At 53.4% G+C, this 20,150-nt stretch carries 16 protein-coding genes; 12 read left to right on the forward strand and 4 right to left on the reverse strand.

What is annotated here, in order from left to right:
• The first annotated feature begins 52 nt into the window (after window positions 1–52).
• The 6 genes from hrpB to fhuB all read left to right on the forward strand — a co-directional run bounded on the left by hrpB (window position 53) and on the right by fhuB (window position 11,323).
• A complete protein-coding gene (gene hrpB, locus A1WG_RS08525; protein ID WP_001517767.1) occupies window positions 53–2,482 on the forward strand; it encodes an ATP-dependent helicase HrpB in 2,430 nt (809 codons plus the stop codon).
• Window positions 2,483–2,630: 148 nt separating this feature from the next.
• Window positions 2,631–5,138 carry a bifunctional glycosyl transferase/transpeptidase gene (gene mrcB / locus A1WG_RS08520; RefSeq protein ID WP_001517768.1) on the forward strand — a complete coding sequence of 836 codons (2,508 nt, stop codon included), beginning with the start codon at window positions 2,631–2,633 and terminating at the stop codon, window positions 5,136–5,138.
• 225 nt (window positions 5,139–5,363) lie between these two features.
• Window positions 5,364–7,607, forward strand: a complete 2,244-nt coding sequence (gene fhuA, locus A1WG_RS08515) for a ferrichrome porin FhuA (RefSeq protein WP_000135211.1) — start codon at window positions 5,364–5,366, stop codon at window positions 7,605–7,607.
• 49 nt (window positions 7,608–7,656) lie between these two features.
• On the forward strand, window positions 7,657–8,454 hold the full coding sequence (fhuC, locus tag A1WG_RS08510) for a Fe3+-hydroxamate ABC transporter ATP-binding protein FhuC (RefSeq protein ID WP_001158928.1): 798 nt from the start codon (window positions 7,657–7,659) through the stop codon (window positions 8,452–8,454).
• On the forward strand, window positions 8,454–9,344 hold the full coding sequence (gene fhuD, locus A1WG_RS08505) for a Fe(3+)-hydroxamate ABC transporter substrate-binding protein FhuD (protein ID WP_001517769.1): 891 nt from the start codon (window positions 8,454–8,456) through the stop codon (window positions 9,342–9,344). Before fhuC ends, fhuD begins: the two co-directional genes overlap by 1 nt.
• Complete coding sequence (fhuB, locus tag A1WG_RS08500; protein ID WP_001517770.1) at window positions 9,341–11,323, forward strand: Fe(3+)-hydroxamate ABC transporter permease FhuB; 1,983 nt, start codon at window positions 9,341–9,343, stop codon at window positions 11,321–11,323. Before fhuD ends, fhuB begins: the two co-directional genes overlap by 4 nt.
• Before the next feature lie 34 nt (window positions 11,324–11,357).
• Here the strand turns inward: fhuB and hemL are convergent, their stop codons facing one another.
• Window positions 11,358–12,638, reverse strand: coding sequence for a glutamate-1-semialdehyde 2,1-aminomutase (gene hemL / locus A1WG_RS08495; RefSeq protein ID WP_000045318.1), 1,281 nt, complete (start codon window positions 12,636–12,638; stop codon window positions 11,358–11,360).
• Between the two features lie 165 nt (window positions 12,639–12,803).
• On the opposite strand from hemL, the gene A1WG_RS24985 reads away from it, so the two are divergent.
• From A1WG_RS24985 to erpA, 4 genes are read left to right on the forward strand one after another with little or no spacing between them, the layout of a single operon-like run.
• Window positions 12,804–12,851 (forward strand): hypothetical protein, encoded by a 48-nt coding sequence (locus A1WG_RS24985; protein ID WP_214678600.1) that lies wholly within the window; start codon window positions 12,804–12,806, stop codon window positions 12,849–12,851.
• Between the two features lie 11 nt (window positions 12,852–12,862).
• Window positions 12,863–14,284: a H(+)/Cl(-) exchange transporter ClcA gene (gene clcA, locus A1WG_RS08490; RefSeq protein WP_000845418.1), complete on the forward strand. Its 1,422-nt coding sequence runs from the start codon at window positions 12,863–12,865 to the stop codon at window positions 14,282–14,284.
• A 23-nt stretch (window positions 14,285–14,307) separates the two neighbouring features.
• On the forward strand, window positions 14,308–14,373 hold the full coding sequence (gene yadW, locus A1WG_RS24595; RefSeq protein ID WP_122983118.1) for a small protein YadW: 66 nt from the start codon (window positions 14,308–14,310) through the stop codon (window positions 14,371–14,373).
• Window positions 14,366–14,710, forward strand: a complete 345-nt coding sequence (gene erpA / locus A1WG_RS08485) for an iron-sulfur cluster insertion protein ErpA (RefSeq protein ID WP_001295564.1) — start codon at window positions 14,366–14,368, stop codon at window positions 14,708–14,710. The genes yadW and erpA overlap by 8 nt, the downstream gene beginning before the upstream one ends.
• Before the next feature lie 44 nt (window positions 14,711–14,754).
• On the opposite strand, the gene A1WG_RS08480 is transcribed toward erpA, so the two are convergent.
• Genes A1WG_RS08480 through mtnN form a run of 3 tightly spaced genes read right to left on the reverse strand, consistent with a single transcriptional unit; the run spans window position 14,755 to window position 16,907 of the window.
• On the reverse strand, window positions 14,755–15,378 hold the full coding sequence (locus A1WG_RS08480; protein ID WP_000964219.1) for a TRIC cation channel family protein: 624 nt from the start codon (window positions 15,376–15,378) through the stop codon (window positions 14,755–14,757).
• A gap of 37 nt (window positions 15,379–15,415) precedes the next feature.
• Window positions 15,416–16,216, reverse strand: coding sequence for a vitamin B12 ABC transporter substrate-binding protein BtuF (gene btuF, locus A1WG_RS08475; RefSeq protein ID WP_001129924.1), 801 nt, complete (start codon window positions 16,214–16,216; stop codon window positions 15,416–15,418).
• The gene (mtnN, locus tag A1WG_RS08470; protein ID WP_000689856.1) at window positions 16,209–16,907 is read right to left on the reverse strand and encodes a 5'-methylthioadenosine/S-adenosylhomocysteine nucleosidase; all 699 of its coding nucleotides are present in this window, start codon (window positions 16,905–16,907) and stop codon (window positions 16,209–16,211) included. Before mtnN ends, btuF begins: the two co-directional genes overlap by 8 nt.
• A gap of 83 nt (window positions 16,908–16,990) precedes the next feature.
• Here mtnN and dgt point away from each other — a divergent pair, with 83 nt between their 5' ends.
• Entirely contained in the window at window positions 16,991–18,508 is a 1,518-nt protein-coding gene (gene dgt / locus A1WG_RS08465; protein ID WP_001517771.1) for a dGTPase, read from the forward strand.
• A gap of 129 nt (window positions 18,509–18,637) precedes the next feature.
• A complete protein-coding gene (gene degP, locus A1WG_RS08460; protein WP_001517772.1) occupies window positions 18,638–20,062 on the forward strand; it encodes a serine endoprotease DegP in 1,425 nt (474 codons plus the stop codon).
• The last annotated feature ends 88 nt before the right edge of the window (window positions 20,063–20,150 follow it).

Genomic DNA, 20,150 nt, shown 5'->3' on the forward strand with positions numbered 1-20,150 from the left:
TACCGCGATGCTACAATGCGCCGCGAAGAATGTTAACCCTCAGGAGCGTTTTGTGTCGTCGTTGCCCGTTGCTGCCGTCTTACCTGAATTACTTGCCGCCCTCGATTGTGCACCGCAGGTGTTATTAAGCGCGCCGACCGGAGCCGGGAAATCGACCTGGCTGCCGCTGCAACTGCTGGCGCATCCTGGTATTCGCGGGAAAATCATCCTGCTGGAGCCGCGGCGTCTGGCGGCGCGTAACGTCGCGCAACGGCTGGCGGAGCTGCTTAACGAAAAGCCCGGCGATACCGTTGGCTACCGGATGCGTGCGCAAAATTGCGTCGGGCCGAATACCCGTTTGGAAGTCGTTACTGAAGGGGTGTTGACGCGCATGATCCAACGCGACCCGGAACTAAGCGGCGTCGGTCTGGTGATCCTTGATGAGTTTCATGAACGCAGTCTGCAGGCGGATCTGGCGCTGGCGTTGTTACTCGATGTGCAACAAGGGCTGCGCGATGACCTGAAGCTGCTGATTATGTCAGCCACGCTGGATAACGAGCGCTTACAGCAAATGTTGCCGGAAGCCCCCGTTGTTGTTTCCGCAGGGCGTTCGTATCCGGTGGAGCGCCGCTATTTGCCGCTGCCTACACATCAACGTTTTGACGAAGCCGTTGCTGTCGCCACCGCCGAATTGCTACGCCAGGAAGCAGGATCTCTGCTGCTGTTTTTACCTGGCGTCGGGGAAATTCAGCGTGTGCAGGAACAACTGGCTTCGCGTGTAGGCAGTGATGTGTTGCTTTGTCCACTGTATGGCGCATTGTCGTTGAACGATCAGCGAAAAGCGATCCTCCCGGCACCACAAGGGATGCGCAAAGTGGTGCTGGCAACCAATATTGCTGAAACCAGTTTAACTATCGAAGGTATTCGCCTGGTGGTGGATTGCGCCCAGGAAAGGATGGCGCGCTTTGATCCGCGAACGGGTCTTACACGGTTGATTACCCAGCGAGTTAGTCAGGCGTCGATGACGCAGCGTGCCGGGCGCGCCGGGCGACTGGAGCCGGGCATTTGCCTGCATTTGATCGCCAAAGAGCAGGCGGAACGCGCCGCTGCACAAAGTGAACCGGAAATCTTACAAAGCGATCTCTCCGGTTTGCTGATGGAATTACTGCAATGGGGATGCAGCGATCCGGCGCAGATGAACTGGTTGGATCAACCACCAACGGTGAATCTACAGGCTGCGAAACGCCTGTTACAGATGCTTGGCGCGCTGGATGGCGAACGACTTAGCGCGAAAGGGCAAAAAATGGCGACGCTGGGTAATGATCCACGGTTAGCCGCTATGCTGGTGAGCGCGAAGAGTGATGATGAAGCCGCTACCGCCGCAAAAATTGCCGCCATTCTCGAAGAGCCGCCCCGCATGGGGAATAGCGACCTGGAAGTGGCGTTTTCCCGCAATCAACCGGCCTGGCAACAGCGTAGTCAGCAACTGTTAAAGCGCTTAAACGTCCGTGGTGGCGAGGCCGACAGTGCGTTTATTGCGCCGCTGCTTGCCCAGGCCTTTGCCGATCGTATTGCTCGTCGCCGTGGCCAGGATGGTCGTTATCAACTGGCGAACGGTATGGGAGCAATGCTGGACGCGGATGATGCCTTAAGCCGCCACGAGTGGTTGATCGCTCCTTTATTATTGCAGGGCAGCGCCTCGCCGGATGCGCGAATTCTACTGGCGCTACCGGTCGATATTGATGAGTTAGTGCAACGCTGCTCACAGCTATTACAGCAATCTGACACCGTTGAATGGGACGATGCACAAGGCACGCTGAAGGCCTGGCGTCGGTTGCAGATTGGTCAGCTCACAGTAAAAGTACAGCCGCTGGCGAAACCGTCGGAAGATGAATTACATCATGCAATGCTCAACGGTATTCGCGATAAAGGTCTAAACGTTCTTAACTGGACGCCGGAAGCGGAGCAGCTACGCTTGCGTTTGCTGTGTGCTGCAAAGTGGTTACCGGAATATGACTGGCCAGCAATGGATGAGGCGAGCTTGCTGGCGTCGCTGGAAACGTGGCTGCTGCCACATATGGCCGGCGTACATTCGCTGCGTGGCCTGAAATCTCTTGATGTTTATCAGGCGCTGCGCGGATTACTTGATTGGGGAATGCAGCAACGTCTGGATAGTGAATTGCCTGCGCATTACACTGTGCCGACGGGAAGCCGGATCGCCATTCGTTATCATGAAGATAACCCACCCGCGCTGGCGGTGAGAATGCAAGAGATGTTTGGCGAAGCCACTAATCCGACTATCGCTCAGGGGCGCGTGCCGCTGGTGCTGGAATTGCTTTCACCCGCCCAGAGGCCGCTGCAAATCACGCGTGATTTAAGTGCCTTCTGGCAGGGAGCGTATCGCGAGGTGCAAAAAGAGATGAAAGGGCGTTATCCCAAACACGTCTGGCCGGACGACCCGGCGAATACCGCACCGACGCGACGGACGAAAAAGTATTCGTGAGGTTGGTAAACGGGCACGGGCAGTCCCTTCGCCCCGGTTCTCTCCCATAGGGGGAGGGCGAAAAGTACTTTGAGAGATATCTTCTTCTGTCTTGTCACAGAAGAATACAAAATCGGGCTTTTGCGCCTGAATATTGCGGAGAAAATGTATGGCCGGGAATGACCGCGAGCCAATTGGACGCAAAGGGAAACCGACGCGTCCTGTCAAACAAAAGGTAAGCCGTCGTCGCTACGAAGATGACGACGATTATGATGACTATGAGGATGAAGAACCGATGCCACGCAAAGGTAAGGGCAAAGGGCGTAAGCCTCGTGGTAAACGCGGCTGGCTATGGCTGCTACTGAAACTGGGGATCGTATTTGCGGTGTTAATCGCCGTTTACGGTGTTTATCTCGATCAAAAAATTCGCAGCCGTATCGATGGCAAGGTGTGGCAATTGCCAGCGGCAGTTTATGGTCGGATGGTAAACCTTGAGCCAGACATGACCATCAGCAAGAACGAGATGGTGAAATTGCTGGAGGCCACGCAATATCGTCAGGTGTCGAAGATGACCCGTCCTGGCGAATTTACCGTGCAGGCCAACAGCATTGAGATGATCCGCCGTCCGTTTGATTTCCCGGATAGTAAAGAAGGACAGGTGCGTGCGCGTCTGACTTTTGAGGGCGATCATCTGGCGACTATTGTCAATATGGAGAACAACCGTCAGTTCGGTTTCTTCCGTCTTGATCCGCGTCTGATCACCATGATCTCCTCACCAAACGGCGAACAGCGTCTGTTTGTGCCGCGTAGTGGCTTCCCGGATTTGCTGGTAGATACTTTGCTGGCGACAGAAGACCGTCATTTCTACGAGCATGATGGTATCAGTCTCTACTCCATTGGACGTGCGGTGCTGGCGAACCTGACCGCCGGGCGCACGGTGCAGGGGGCGAGTACGCTGACTCAACAGTTAGTGAAGAACCTGTTCCTCTCTAGCGAACGTTCTTACTGGCGTAAAGCGAACGAAGCCTATATGGCGTTAATCATGGATGCGCGTTACAGCAAAGACCGCATTCTTGAGCTGTATATGAACGAGGTATATCTCGGTCAGAGCGGTGACAACGAAATCCGTGGTTTCCCGCTGGCAAGCCTGTACTACTTTGGTCGTCCGGTAGAAGAGTTGAGCCTTGATCAGCAGGCGCTGTTAGTCGGTATGGTGAAAGGTGCGTCTATCTATAACCCGTGGCGCAACCCGAAACTGGCGCTTGAGCGACGTAACCTGGTACTGCGTCTGCTGCAACAGCAGCAGATTATTGATCAAGAACTCTACGACATGTTGAGCGCACGTCCGCTGGGCGTACAGCCGCGCGGTGGGGTGATCTCTCCGCAGCCTGCCTTTATGCAACTGGTGCGCCAGGAGTTGCAGGCGAAACTGGGCGATAAAGTGAAAGATCTCTCTGGCGTGAAGATCTTCACTACTTTTGACTCGGTGGCTCAGGACGCGGCAGAAAAAGCCGCCGTGGAAGGCATTCCGGCACTGAAGAAACAGCGTAAGTTGAGCGATCTGGAAACGGCGATTGTGGTTGTTGACCGCTTTAGCGGTGAAGTTCGCGCGATGGTCGGTGGCTCCGAACCGCAGTTTGCGGGTTACAACCGTGCGATGCAGGCGCGTCGTTCGATTGGATCACTGGCAAAACCAGCGACCTATCTGACGGCCTTAAGCCAGCCGAAAATCTATCGCCTGAATACGTGGATTGCCGATGCGCCAATCGCGCTGCGTCAGCCTAACGGTCAGGTCTGGTCACCACAGAACGATGACCGCCGTTATAGCGAGAGCGGCAGAGTAATGTTGGTAGATGCGCTGACCCGTTCGATGAACGTGCCAACGGTGAATCTGGGGATGGCGTTAGGGTTACCTGCGGTAACGGACACCTGGATTAAACTGGGCGTGCCGAAAGATCAGTTGAATCCGGTTCCGGCAATGTTGCTTGGGGCGCTGAACTTAACGCCAATCGAAGTGGCGCAGGCATTCCAGACTATCGCCAGCGGTGGTAACCGTGCGCCGCTTTCTGCATTGCGTTCAGTCATTGCCGAAGACGGTAAAGTGCTCTATCAGAGCTTCCCGCAGGCGGAACGCGCAGTTCCGGCACAAGCGGCGTATCTGACGCTATGGACCATGCAGCAAGTGGTGCAACGTGGTACTGGTCGCCAATTGGGAGCGAAATACCCGAATCTGCACCTGGCGGGCAAAACCGGGACTACCAACAACAACGTTGATACCTGGTTTGCGGGCATTGACGGCAGCACGGTGACCATCACCTGGGTTGGCCGCGATAACAACCAGCCGACTAAGTTGTACGGTGCCAGCGGGGCGATGTCGATTTACCAGCGTTATCTGGCTAACCAGACGCCAACGCCGCTGAATCTTGTACCGCCGGAAGATATCGTGGATATGGGCGTCGACTACGACGGCAACTTTGTTTGCAGCGGTGGAATGCGTATCTTGCCGGTCTGGACCAGCGATCCGCAATCGCTGTGCCAACAGAGTGAGATGCAGCAGCCGTCAGGCAATCCGTTTGATCAGTCTTCTCAGCCGCAGCAGCAGCAACCTGCTCAACAAGAGCAGAAAGACAGCGACGGCGTGGCGGGCTGGATTAAGGAAATGTTTGGTAGTAATTAACATTTAACTGTGACCTACCGGATGGCGTGCCGCCATCCGGTAAAATAACATCCTTCCAAAAGCATTAACCCTTTCTTTTCATCTGATTGTTTATTGACCCTTTGGTTGCTTCTCTGATGGGTACTGCTTGCCATCGTCTCGCCGTTTCGAATATTATTTCATCTTTATAATAATCATTCTCGTTTACGTTATCATTCACTTTCACTTTACATCAGAGATATACCAATGGCGCGTTACAAAACTGCTCAGCCAAAACACTCGCTGCGTAAAATCGCAGTCGTAGTAGCCACAGCGGTTAGCGGCATGTCTGTTTATGCACAGGCAGCGGTTGAACCGAAAGAAGAGACTATCACCGTTACCGCTGCACCTGCGCCGCAAGAAAGCGCATGGGGGCCGGCAGCCACTATTGCGGCGCGACAGTCAGCCACCGGTACTAAAACAGATACGCCGATTCAAAAAGTACCGCAGTCTATTTCTGTGGTCACAGCCGAAGAGATGGCGCTACACCAGCCAAAGTCCGTAAAAGAAGCGCTTAGCTATACGCCAGGAGTTTCGGTCGGTACGCGTGGTGCGTCCAACACTTATGACCACCTGATCATCCGTGGTTTTGCTGCAGAAGGCCAAAGTCAGAATAACTATCTGAACGGCCTGAAGATGCAGGGTAACTTCTATAACGATGCGGTTATCGATCCGTATATGCTTGAGCGCGCTGAAATCATGCGTGGTCCGGTTTCCGTGCTTTACGGGAAAAGCAGCCCAGGTGGCTTGTTGAATATGGTCAGCAAGCGCCCGACTACCGAACCGCTGAAAGAAGTTCAGTTTAAAGCCGGTACTGACAGCCTGTTCCAGACTGGTTTTGATTTCAGCGATGCGCTGGATGATGACGGCGTTTATTCTTATCGTCTGACCGGTCTTGCGCGTTCTGCTAATGCCCAGCAGAAGGGCGCAGAAGAGCAGCGTTATGCTATTGCTCCTGCGTTCACCTGGCGTCCGGACGATAAAACCAATTTCACCTTCCTTTCTTACTTCCAGAACGAGCCGGAAACGGGCTATTACGGCTGGTTGCCGAAAGAGGGAACCGTTGAGCCGCTGCCGAACGGTAAGCGTCTGCCGACCGACTTTAACGAAGGTGCGAAGAACAATACCTATTCTCGTAACGAGAAGATGGTGGGCTACAGCTTCGACCACGAATTTAACGACACCTTTACGGTGCGTCAGAACCTGCGTTTTGCTGAAAACAAAACCTCGCAAAACAGCGTTTATGGCTACGGTGTCTGCTCCGATCCGGCGAATGCTTACAGCCAGCAGTGTGCAGCTATAGCACCTGCGGATAAAGGTCACTACCTGGCGCGGAAATACGTTGTTGATGATGAGAAACTGCAAAACTTCTCTGTTGATACCCAGTTACAAAGCAAATTCGCCACTGGCGATATCGACCATACTCTGCTGACTGGCGTCGACTTTATGCGTATGCGTAATGACATCAACGCCTGGTTTGGTTACGACGACTCTGTGCCGCTGTTGAATCTGTATAATCCGGTGAATACCGATTTCGATTTCAATGCCAAAGACCCGGATAACTCCGGCCCGTACCGCATCCTGAATAAGCAGAAGCAAACAGGCATTTACGTTCAGGATCAGGCGCAGTGGGATAAAGTACTGGTCACTCTGGGCGGTCGTTATGACTGGGCAGATCAAGAATCGCTTAACCGTGTAGCGGGAACGACTGACAAACGTGATGACAAACAGTTCACCTGGCGTGGTGGTGTTAACTATCTGTTTGATAACGGCGTAACACCGTACTTCAGCTATAGCGAATCGTTTGAACCTTCTTCTCAGGTCGGGAAGGATGGTAATATTTTCGCACCGTCTAAAGGTAAGCAGTACGAAGTCGGCGTGAAATACGTACCGGAAGATCGCCCAATCGTGGTGACGGGTGCACTGTATAATCTCACCAAAACTAACAACCTGATGGCAGATCCTGAGGGTTCATTCTTCTCGGTTGAAGGTGGTGAGATCCGCGCGCGTGGCGTAGAAATCGAAGCAAAAGCGGCGCTGTCGGCAAGTGTTAACGTGGTCGGTTCTTATACCTACACCGATGCGGAATACACCACCGATACTACCTACAAAGGTAATACGCCTGCGCAGGTGCCAAAACACATGGCTTCTCTGTGGGCTGACTATACCTTCTTTGACGGCCCGCTTTCTGGCCTGACGCTGGGTACTGGCGGTCGTTATACTGGCTCCAGCTACGGTGATCCGGCTAACTCCTTTAAAGTGGGAAGTTATACGGTAGTTGATGCGTTAGTGCGTTATGATCTGGCGCGAGTTGGTATGGCTGGCTCCAACGTGGCGCTGCATGTTAACAACCTGTTCGATCGTGAATACGTCGCCAGTTGCTTTAACACCTATGGCTGCTTCTGGGGCGCAGAACGTCAGGTCGTTGCAACCGCAACCTTCCGTTTCTAATTTTCGCTTTGGGCACGGATTTCCGTGCCCGCTTCACAAGTTGGCTGTTATGCAGGAATACACGAATCATTCCGATACCACTTTTGCACTGCGTAATATTTCCTTTCGTGTGCCGGGGCGCACGCTTTTGCATCCGCTGTCGTTAACCTTTCCTGCCGGGAAAGTGACCGGCCTGATTGGTCACAACGGTTCTGGTAAATCCACACTGCTCAAAATGCTGGGACGTCATCAGCCGCCGTCGGAAGGCGAAATTCTTCTTGATGCCCAGCCGTTGGAAAGCTGGAGCAGTAAAGCCTTTGCCCGCAAAGTCGCTTATTTGCCGCAGCAGATTCCTCCGGCTGAAGGGATGACCGTGCGCGAACTGGTGGCGATTGGTCGCTATCCGTGGCACGGCGCGTTGGGGCGATTTGGCGTGGCAGATCGCGAAAAGGTCGAAGAAGCCATCGCTCTTGTCGGCTTAAAACCACTGGCGCATCGGCTGGTGGATAGCCTTTCTGGCGGTGAACGTCAGCGAGCGTGGATCGCCATGCTGGTGGCGCAGGATAGCCGATGCCTGCTGCTGGATGAACCGACCTCGGCGTTGGATATCGCTCATCAGGTTGACGTGTTGGCGCTGGTGCATCGTTTAAGCCAGGAACGCGGCCTGACGGTGATTGCTGTGCTGCACGATATCAATATGGCGGCGCGTTACTGTGATTATCTGGTCGCCCTGCGCGGCGGTGAAATGATTGCTCAGGGAACGCCTGCGGAAATTATGCGCGGCGAAACCCTCGAAATGATTTATGGCATCCCGATGGGTATTTTGCCGCATCCGGCGGGTGCCGCACCTGTGAGTTTTGTTTATTGATGAGCGGCTTACCTCTTCTTTCGCGTCGTCGACTGTTAACGGCGATGGCGCTTTCTCCGTTGTTATGGCAGATGAATACCGCTCGCGCGGCGGCGATTGATCCGCATCGTATTGTGGCGCTGGAGTGGTTGCCGGTGGAACTGCTACTGGCGCTCGGCATCATGCCTTACGGTGTGGCGGACACCATTAACTATCGACTGTGGGTCAGCGAACCGCCATTACCGGAATCGGTGATTGACGTTGGTTTGCGTACAGAACCTAACCTCGAACTACTGACCGAAATGAAACCGTCGTTTATGGTCTGGTCGGCAGGATATGGCCCTTCGCCAGAAATGCTGGCACGCATTGCACCGGGGCGCGGATTTAACTTCAGCGACGGCAAACAGCCACTGATGATGGCGCGTAAATCACTGACGGAAATGGCGAATTTGCTCAACCTGCAAAGCGCGGCAGAAAAGCATTTAGCGCAATATGAAAAATTTATCCGCAGTATGAAACCCCGCTTTGTAAAGCGTGGAGCGCGCCCGTTATTGCTGACGTCGCTTCTCGATCCGCGCCATATGCTGGTCTTCGGTCCAAACAGCTTGTTCCAGGAAATTCTCGATGAGTACGGTATTGTGAATGCATGGCAAGGGGAAACCAACTTCTGGGGCAGTACCGCGGTCAGTATTGATCGTCTGGCGGCGTATAAAGATGTTGATGTGCTGTGTTTTGATCACGATAACAGTAAGGACATGGACGCGTTAATGGCGACACCGCTGTGGCAGGCCATGCCGTTTGTCCGTGCAGGGCGTTTTCAACGCGTACCCGCAGTTTGGTTCTATGGCGCGACGCTTTCGGCAATGCACTTTGTGCGCATTCTGGATAACGCCATTGGAGGCCAGGCGTGAGTAAACGAATTGCGCTTTTTCCGGCGTTATTGTTGGCGTTGCTGGTGATTGCCGCTGTGGTGCTCACCTGGATGAACTTCTCGCATGCGCTGCCGCGTAGCCAGTGGACTCAGGCAATCTGGTCGCCGGATATTGACGTCATTGAGCAGATGATTTTTCACTACAGCTTGCTGCCGCGTCTGGCTATTTCGCTGCTGGTTGGCGCGGGTCTGGGGCTGGTTGGCGTGCTGTTTCAGCAAGTGCTACGTAACCCGCTGGCGGAACCGACCACGCTTGGCGTCGCAACGGGCGCGCAACTGGGGATTACCGTCACCACGCTGTGGGCGATTCCTGGTGTGGCGGCAAGTCAGTTCGCCGCGCTGGCGGGGGCTTGTGTGGTTGGCTTAATCGTCTTTGGCGTCGCGTGGGGTAAACGCCTTTCGCCAGTGACGTTGATCCTCGCGGGTCTGGTCGTGAGCCTTTATTGCGGGGCAATCAACCAGTTACTGGTCATTTTTCATCATGACCAGTTGCAAAGCATGTTCCTGTGGAGCACCGGTACGCTGACGCAAACCGACTGGGGCGGCGTTGAACGTTTATGGCCGCAGTTACTGGGCGGCGTGATGCTGACATTGCTACTACTGCGCCCGTTAACCCTGATGGGGCTTGATGATGGCGTGGCGCGCAATCTGGGGCTGGCACTGTCGCTGGCGCGTCTGGCTGCGCTGTCTCTGGCGATTGTTATCAGCGCCTTGCTGGTGAACGCGGTCGGGATTATCGGCTTTATCGGTTTGTTCGCGCCGCTGCTGGCGAAAATGCTGGGCGCGCGTCGTCTGCTGCCGCGGCTGATGCTGGCGTCACTGATTGGGGCACTCATTCTCTGGCTTTCCGATCAGATAATTCTCTGGCTAACCCGCGTATGGATGGAAGTTTCCACCGGATCGGTCACTGCACTGATTGGTGCGCCGCTGCTGCTATGGCTGCTGCCACGTTTACGCAGCATTAGCGCGCCGGATATGAAGGTTAACGATCGGGTCGCGATTGAACGCCAACATGTGCTGGCGTTTGCCCTCGCTGGTGGTGTGCTGCTGCTGATTGCCGTAGTGGTGGCGCTGTCGTTTGGTCGTGATTCGCAAGGCTGGACGTGGGCGAGTGGGGTACTGCTTGAGGATTTAATGCCCTGGCGCTGGCCGCGAATTATGGCGGCACTGTTTGCAGGCGTGATGCTGGCAGTGGCTGGCTGTATTATTCAGCGGCTGACCGGAAACCCGATGGCAAGCCCCGAAGTGCTGGGGATCAGCTCTGGTGCGGCGTTTGGCGTAGTGCTGATGCTGTTTCTGGTGCCGGGCAACGCCTTTGGCTGGTTGCTGCCCGCGGGAAGTCTCGGTGCGGCGGTGACGCTGTTGATCATTATGATCGCCGCCGGGCGCGGTGGATTTTCACCACATCGGATGCTGCTGGCGGGGATGGCATTAAGCACCGCGTTCACTATGCTGCTGATGATGTTGCAGGCGAGCGGCGATCCACGTATGGCGCAAGTGCTGACCTGGATTTCCGGTTCGACCTACAATGCCACCGATGCGCAGGTCTGGCGCACCGGAATTGTGATGGTGATTTTGCTGGCAATTACGCCGCTGTGCCGTCGCTGGCTGACCATTTTACCGCTGGGTGGTGATACCGCACGAGCCGTGGGGATGGCGCTGACGCCGACGCGAGTTGCGTTGCTGATGCTGGCGGCCTGTCTGACGGCGACCGCGACAATGACCATTGGGCCATTGAGTTTTGTTGGTCTGATGGCACCACATATTGCACGGATGATGGGCTTTCGACGGACGATGCCGCACATTGTGATTTCGGCGCTGGTGGGTGGTTTGCTGCTGGTGTTTGCGGACTGGTGCGGGCGGATGGTGTTGTTTCCGTTCCAGATCCCGGCGGGATTATTGTCGACGTTTATCGGCGCGCCGTATTTTATTTATTTGCTGAGAAAGCAGAGCCGTTAATAAAATGCCTCGCCCGGTGGGCGAGGCAAAATCATCACAACTTAGCAAACACCCGACGTGCGGCATCGATGGTGTTATTGATATCTTCCATGCTGTGCGCCACGGACATAAAGCCCGCTTCAAACGCTGACGGTGCCAGGTAAACACCTTCGTCCAGCATCATATGGAAGAAACGCTTAAAGCGTTCCACGTCACAGGCCATTACGTCCTGATAACACGTCACTGACCCGGCATCGGTAAAGAAAATACCGAACATGCCGCCAACGTGGTTCACAACCAGAGGAATCCCCGCTTCTTCTGCCGCTTCCAACAAGCCTTCCGCCAGACGTGTTGTCAGCTCATCCAGTGTCTCGTGAACACCCGGCTGCGCGACTTCATTCAGACAGGCGAAACCGGCTGCCATCGCAATTGGGTTACCGGAAAGTGTACCCGCCTGATACACCGGGCCGGTCGGGGCCAGCGCATCCATCACATCACGACGGCCGCCGAAGGCACCAACAGGCATCCCGCCGCCAATGATTTTGCCCAGACAGGTGAGATCCGGCACGACACCGTAATAATCCTGTGCGCCCGCCAGCGCCACGCGGAAGCCGGTCATTACTTCATCAATGATTAGCAACGCGCCAAACTCGTCACACAGCGCGCGCAGACCCGGCAGAAACTCCGGCAACGGCGGAACGCAGTTCATGTTACCGGCTACCGGTTCAACGATAATACAGGCAATTTCTTCCGGGTACTGCTCAAACGCGGCGCGCACAGACGCCAGATCGTTATAGGTACAGGTTAAGGTATGTTTGGCGAAATCCGCCGGAACGCCCGGAGAGTTCGGTTGACCCAGCGTCAGTGCGCCAGATCCTGCTTTCACTAACAGACAGTCGGCGTGGCCGTGGTAACAACCTTCGAATTTAATGATTTTATCGCGGCCGGTAAAACCACGGGCGAGGCGGATAGCGCTCATCGTCGCTTCGGTGCCGGAGTTCACCATACGCACCATATCCATCGTCGGCACCAGTTCGGTCACCAGTTCCGCCATTTTTACTTCCATTTCGGTCGGCGCACCAAAGCTCAGACCGCGCCCGGCGGCTTCAATTACTGCGTTACGGATCGCCGGGTGGTTATGGCCCAGCACCATCGGCCCCCAGGAACCGACATAATCGATATACGCTTTGCCATCAACATCGTACAGATAAGCGCCGTCCGCTTTTTCGATAAACAGTGGAGTGCCGCCCACGCCGGTAAAAGCGCGAACAGGGGAGTTCACACCGCCAGGGATCAGCTCGCGCGCTGCGCTGTAAAGATTTTCAGACTTACTCATGGAGGGTTCCTGATTCGTAGAAAAAGTGAATGGCTGCTATTCTATGTTATTCATAACAAGTTAAATACTCGTCAAGCATCAGGTTGCTTGTACTGCGGCAACCCGGATTTCTAAGAGTATAAAAGTTTTGCGCATTTGAAACATTACGCTTTGCAAAGGATTTTCATCGAACGAGCGAGTAGAATGCCGTCATCTTATTTGTATGACCAATAAGTGATCATTGGATGAAAACTGATACACCCTCTTCTGAAATACCGCAGGCTGCGCGTCTGCGACGTAGACAACTGATTCGTCAACTTCTTGAGCGCGACAAAACGCCATTAGCCATTTTGTTTATGGCTGCGGTCGTCGGCACCCTTGTCGGGCTGGCGGCAGTAGCTTTTGACAAAGGCGTCGCCTGGTTGCAGAACCAACGTATGGGCGCGCTGGTACATACTGCCGATAATTACCCACTTTTGTTGACCGTCGCTTTTCTCTGTTCGGCGGTGCTGGCGATGTTCGGTTATTTTTTGGTGCGCAAATACGCGCCGGAAGCAGGTGGTTCGGGTATTCCGGAAATTGAAGGCGCGCTGGAAGATCAACGTCCCGTCCGCTGGTGGCGTGTATTGCCGGTGAAGTTCTTTGGTGGTCTGGGAACGCTGGGCGGTGGCATGGTGCTGGGACGCGAAGGGCCAACCGTACAGATCGGCGGTAACATTGGCCGCATGGTGCTTGATATTTTCCGCATGAAAGGTGATGAAGCTCGTCACACGTTGCTGGCAACCGGTGCGGCGGCGGGGCTGGCGGCGGCCTTTAACGCGCCGCTCGCGGGCATTCTTTTTATTATCGAAGAGATGCGTCCGCAATTCCGCTATACGCTAATTTCGATTAAAGCGGTATTTATTGGCGTCATTATGTCGACCATTATGTACCGGATATTTAATCACGAAGTCGCGTTAATTGACGTAGGTAAACTCTCTGATGCGCCGCTCAATACGCTCTGGCTTTATCTGATCCTCGGTATTATTTTTGGTATCTTCGGCCCTATTTTTAATAAATGGGTGCTGGGGATGCAGGATTTGTTGCACCGTGTGCACGGCGGCAATATCACGAAATGGGTGCTGATGGGCGGTGCGATTGGCGGCCTGTGTGGCTTGCTTGGTTTCGTTGCGCCAGAAACTTCGGGCGGCGGTTTTAACCTGATTCCTATCGCGACAGCAGGGAATTTCAGCATGGGAATGCTGATTTTTATTTTTGTTGCGCGGGTGATCACCACACTGCTCTGCTTTTCTTCTGGTGCACCGGGCGGTATTTTCGCCCCGATGCTGGCGCTTGGTACGGTTTTGGGAACGGCATTTGGCATGGTCGCTACGGAACTGTTTCCGCAATATCACCTTGAAGCAGGGACATTTGCTATTGCTGGAATGGGCGCGTTACTGGCGGCATCCGTTCGTGCGCCGCTAACCGGGATAATATTGGTACTTGAGATGACAGATAACTATCAGCTCATTTTGCCAATGATTATTACTGGTCTTGGCGCAACACTATTAGCACAATTTACCGGCGGAAAACCGCTATACTCAGCGATTCTTGCCCGCACGCTGGCAAAACAGGAAGCGGAACAACTGGCGCGAAGCAAGGCCGCGGCTGCCAGCGAGAATACTTGAACGAAATACCAGGGTATTAGATAATGGCGCTTATTATTGGGTTAGAATTTGCCCAATTGCCGATGTCGTTTGGAGCAAAATATGAGTGATGACGTAGCACTGCCGCTGGAATTTACCGACGCAGCAGCCAACAAAGTTAAAAGCCTGATCGCTGATGAAGATAACCCGAATCTGAAGTTACGCGTGTATATCACTGGTGGCGGTTGCAGCGGCTTCCAGTATGGTTTCACCTTTGATGATCAGGTGAACGAAGGCGATATGACTATCGAAAAACAGGGCGTAGGCCTGGTGGTTGACCCGATGAGTCTGCAATACCTGGTCGGCGGTTCCGTTGACTATACCGAAGGTCTGGAAGGTTCACGTTTCATCGTGACCAACCCGAACGCGAAAAGCACCTGCGGTTGCGGTTCTTCCTTCAGCATCTAATCTGCTTTTAATATGCCGGATAACCTATCCGGCATATCTTCTCTTCAACGTCCATTATCATCCAGTGCAAACGTCGGTAGTTTAAGATGCCAACGGATAGCTGCCAGCCTAATCAATAGCGTTACAACCATCCCCATCATACTGGCTGTTTCCAGCGGTACGGAGAACGTGTAATGGGCTGTAGCGTGGACAATACCGCCGATAATGCAGGCCGTCGCGTAGATTTCTGTGCGTAATATCATCGGGATTTCACGCGCCAGTACATCCCGGATGATCCCGCCGCCAACGCCGGTGATCACACCCATACAAACGGCAATCAGTGGGCCTGCTTCCGCATTAAAGGCTTTGTTGACACCAATACCAACAAACACCGCCAGGCCAACCGCGTCAAGCACAGGCAGCATCCATTTTGGTAAGCGTCTTGGCTGGCGTACCAGAACGATAGTCAACATACTGGTCACCATCGCGACGACCAGGTCTGTGGGATCTTTCACCCAAAATACCGGACCGTGATCCAGCGCCATGTCGCGAATTGTCCCGCCACCTACTGCGGTAACCACGCCCAGAACCAGGACGCCAAAAGGGTCCATACGCAATTTTCCGGCCAGCAAAACGCCGGAGATGGCAAATACCGCTGTGCCGACTATATCCAGCCAATAGACGAGCATTTCTCAATCCCCACTGAGCACCTGAAAATATCAGGCGCTAATCCACCTGTGAAAGCGCATTACAGAGTTGTTGTGCAGCGAGGATAATACGTGGGCTTGCGCGTTCAAACCAGTCGCTCGTGAGAGGAATAACGGGAATTTTGAGCTGTTCGCCCCAGTATTGCTTTATTTTAGGAATTTTATCCGCTCCGCCCGTGATGACAATAGCCTGTGGGGCGCGTGCTAATACCTGTTCGCGGCTAACCTGCGGCCAGGGAACCCGGCTGTCTTTAAAGATGTTTTCTCCGCCGCAAACTTCCAGCACCTGGTTCTGAATCGACTCTTTTCCGCTGGTGAACGGCGGATTAATGCCGAATTGTAAGAAAACACGTTTTTTAGGTTTATCAGCATATTGCGCTTTCAGTTGCGCATACTGTTCCAGTAAGGTTTGCGCGGCTTGCCCGGCTTTGTCTGGCTGCGGGCTCCAGGGTGCCAGTTGGCGTAGCGCATCAGCAATTTGTTCAATGCTTGTCGCATCGACCCACATCACTTTTATTCCCAGCGAAATCAGTTGGTCAACCTGCCGCTCGGCATTGCCCCCGCGCCAGGCAATCACCAGATCGGGCTTCAGCGCCACGATGCGCTCCAGATTCATCCCCTGCCAGGTGGAAACCTGCTCAATCTTCCGGGCTTCTGGTGGATAGTCGGAATAACTGCTGACCCCTACCGGGGTGATCCCGGCGGCAAAGGCAAGTTCAGTGTTGGCGGGAGAAAGAGTGATAACGCGCGGCGCGGCGTTGAGCCACAGCGGCGCGAGAAAAGACAGGGCGACCAGCGCCCTGAACAGTGACTTAGCCATGAGTCAGTTTCTGCACCAGTGACTCAACCATCAGGCTGGACTGTTTGGCTGCAACGGCCAGAAATTCGTCGAAGCTGAGATGAGACTGCTGATCGGCCACGTCAGAGATGGCGCGTACCACCACAAACGGTACGTTAAAATTGTGGCAGACATGAGCGATAGCCGTCGCTTCCATCTCTACCGCAATGGCTTGCGGGAAGTTGTGACGGATTTTCGCCAGAGCAACGGAGCCGTTGATGAAAGCGTCACCACTGACAATCAGACCGCGCACGGCGTTAAGATTCAGTTCGGCAATGCAGGACTCGGCAGCCGCGATCAATTTATCATCAGCTTTGAAGCCTGCCGGGCAGCCAGGTAGCTGACCGTATTCGTAGCCAAATGCCGTCACGTCGGCGTCGTGATAACGTGTTTCGTCAGAGACAACGATATCGCCTACTTTCAGCGTTGATGCCAGCCCCCCCGCAGAACCGGTGTTAATAATCACATCTGGCTTGCAGTGCTCCAGCAGTAGAGTCGCACCCAGCGCCGCAGCGACTTTACCGATACCCGATTTCAGAAGCGCAACCTCGGTTCCGTTCAGTTGACCCGTGTAGATTTCACAGCCACCCAGGCGGAGAGTTTGACGGTTTTCGATTTTGTCACGCAGCAGCGTAACTTCTTCTTCCATTGCACCAATGATGCCGATTTTCATAGATTTACTCGCGATAAGCCCGATTTGAGGGCATAGTTTATCATGCGCTTAAGGGGAAGCGTATTTCTCACGCGGGAGAGGACATGACACAGATTGATTTCCGAAAAAAAATAAACTGGCATCGTCGTTATCGTTCACCGCAGGGTATTAAAACCGAGCATGAGATCCTGCGGATCTTTGAAAGCGATCGGGGACGTATTATCAACTCCCCGGCAATTCGTCGTCTGCAACAAAAGACCCAGGTCTTCCCACTTGAGCGTAATGCCGCCGTGCGCACGCGTCTTACCCACTCTATGGAAGTGCAGCAGGTAGGGCGCTATATCGCCAAAGAGATATTAAGTCGTCTGAAAGAGCTTAAATTGTTGGAGGAGTATGGTCTGGACGAGCTGACCGGCCCCTTTGAAAGCATTGTCGAGATGTCATGCCTGATGCACGATATCGGTAACCCGCCGTTTGGTCATTTTGGCGAAGCGGCGATTAATGACTGGTTTCGCCAGCGTTTGTACCCGGGGGATGCCGAAAGTCAGCCGCTGACCGATGATCGCTGTCGTGTGGCAACGTTGCGATTAAGGGAAGGAGAGGAACCGCTCAATGAATTGCGGCGCAAAATTCGTCAGGATTTATGTCATTTTGAAGGCAATGCGCAGGGGATTCGCCTGGTGCATACATTGATGCGGATGAATCTCACCTGGTCGCAGGTTGGCGGTATTTTAAAATATACCCGTCCGGCGTGGTGGCGTGGTGATACGCCTGAGACGCATAACTATTTAATGAAAAAGCCGGGCTATTATCTTTCCGAAGAAGTCTATATTTCCCGTTTGCGTAAAGAACTTAATTTGGCTCTTTACAGTCGTTTTCCATTAACGTGGATTATGGAAGCTGCCGACGATATCTCTTATTGTGTGGCTGATCTTGAAGATGCGGTTGAGAAAAGAATATTTACCGTTGAACAGCTTTATCATCATCTCCACGAGGCATGGGGTCAGCATGAGAAAGGTTCGCTGTTTGCACAGGTAGTAGAAAATGCCTGGGAAAAATCACGCTCAAATAGCTTAAGTCGCAGCACGGAAGATCAGTTTTTTATGTATTTACGGGTTAATACTCTCAATAAATTGGTGCCTTATGCGGCACAACGATTTATTGATAATTTACCGACGATTTTTGCCGGAACGTTTAATCATGCGCTGTTGGAAGATGCCAGTGAATGTAGCGATCTTCTGAAGTTATATAAAAATGTCGCCGTAAAACATGTATTTAGCCATCCAGATGTCGAGCAGCTTGAATTACAGGGCTACCGGGTGATTAGTGGGTTATTAGAGATTTATCGTCCTTTATTAAGTCTGTCGTTATCAGACTTTACTGAACTGGTAGAAAAAGAACGGGTGAAACGCTTTCCGATTGAATCGCGCTTATTCCACAAGCTCTCCACGCGCCATCGGCTGGCCTATGTCGAGGCCGTCAGTAAATTATCATCAGATTCTCCTGAATTTCCTCTATGGGAATATTATTATCGCTGCCGCCTGCTACAGGATTATATCAGCGGTATGACAGACCTCTATGCGTGGGATGAATACCGGCGTCTGATGGCTGTAGAACAATAACCAGGCTTTTGTAAAGACGGACAATAAATTTTTACTTTTTGCAGAAACTTTAGTTCGGAACTTCGCGCTATAAAACGAATCTGAAGAACACAGCAATTTTGCGTTATCTGTTAATCGAGACTGAAATACATGAAAAAAACCACATTAGCACTGAGTGCACTGGCTCTGAGTTTAGGTTTGGCGTTATCTCCGCTCTCTGCAACGGCGGCTGAGACTTCTTCAGCAACGACAGCCCAGCAGATGCCAAGCCTTGCACCGATGCTCGAAAAGGTGATGCCTTCAGTGGTCAGCATTAACGTAGAAGGTAGCACAACTGTTAATACGCCGCGTATGCCGCGTAATTTCCAGCAGTTCTTCGGTGATGATTCTCCGTTCTGCCAGGATGGTTCTCCGTTCCAGAGTTCTCCGTTCTGCCAGGGTGGCCAGGGCGGTAACGGCGGCGGTCAGCAACAAAAATTCATGGCGCTGGGTTCCGGTGTCATCATTGATGCCGATAAAGGCTATGTTGTTACCAACAACCACGTTGTTGATAACGCGACGGTCATTAAAGTTCAACTGAGCGATGGCCGTAAGTTCGACGCGAAGATGGTTGGCAAAGATCCGCGCTCTGATATCGCGCTGATCCAGATCCAGAATCCGAAAAACCTGACTGCAATTAAGATGGCGGATTCCGATGCGCTGCGTGTAGGTGATTACACCGTAGCAATCGGCAACCCGTTCGGTCTGGGCGAGACGGTAACTTCCGGTATCGTCTCTGCACTGGGACGTAGCGGCCTGAACGCCGAAAACTACGAAAACTTCATCCAGACCGATGCCGCAATCAACCGCGGTAACTCCGGTGGCGCGCTGGTTAACCTGAACGGCGAACTGATCGGCATTAACACCGCGATCCTCGCGCCGGACGGCGGTAACATCGGTATCGGTTTTGCTATCCCGAGTAACATGGTGAAAAACCTGACCTCGCAGATGGTGGAATTCGGCCAGGTGAAACGCGGCGAGCTGGGTATTATGGGAACCGAGCTGAACTCTGAACTGGCGAAAGCAATGAAAGTTGACGCCCAGCGCGGTGCTTTCGTAAGTCAGGTTCTGCCGAACTCTTCCGCTGCGAAAGCTGGCATTAAAGCGGGTGATGTGATCACCTCACTGAACGGTAAACCGATCAGCAGCTTTGCCGCGCTGCGTGCCCAGGTTGGCACCATGCCGGTGGGTAGCAAACTGACCCTGGGCTTACTGCGCGATGGTAAGCAGGTTAACGTGAACCTGGAACTGCAGCAGAGCAGCCAGAATCAGGTTGATTCCAGCTCCATCTTCAACGGTATTGAAGGCGCAGAGATGAGCAACAAAGGCAAAGATCAGGGCGTGGTAGTGAACAACGTGAAAACGGGCACTCCGGCTGCACAGATCGGCCTGAAAAAAGGTGATGTGATTATTGGCGCGAACCAGCAGGCAGTGAAAAATATTGCTGAACTGCGTAAAGTTCTCGACAGCAAACCGTCTGTTCTGGCACTGAACATTCAGCGCGGCGACAGCACCATCTACCTGTTAATGCAGTAATCTCCCTCAACCCCTTCCTGCAAACGGGAAGGGGTTCTCTTTTCAATTTGTGACTCCCTCCACAACTCCATATTTCTGCATTGTCCTT

Source organism: Escherichia sp. KTE96 (assembly GCF_000408525.1).
In the GTDB taxonomy this organism is placed as follows: Bacteria; Pseudomonadota; Gammaproteobacteria; order Enterobacterales; family Enterobacteriaceae; genus Escherichia; species Escherichia marmotae.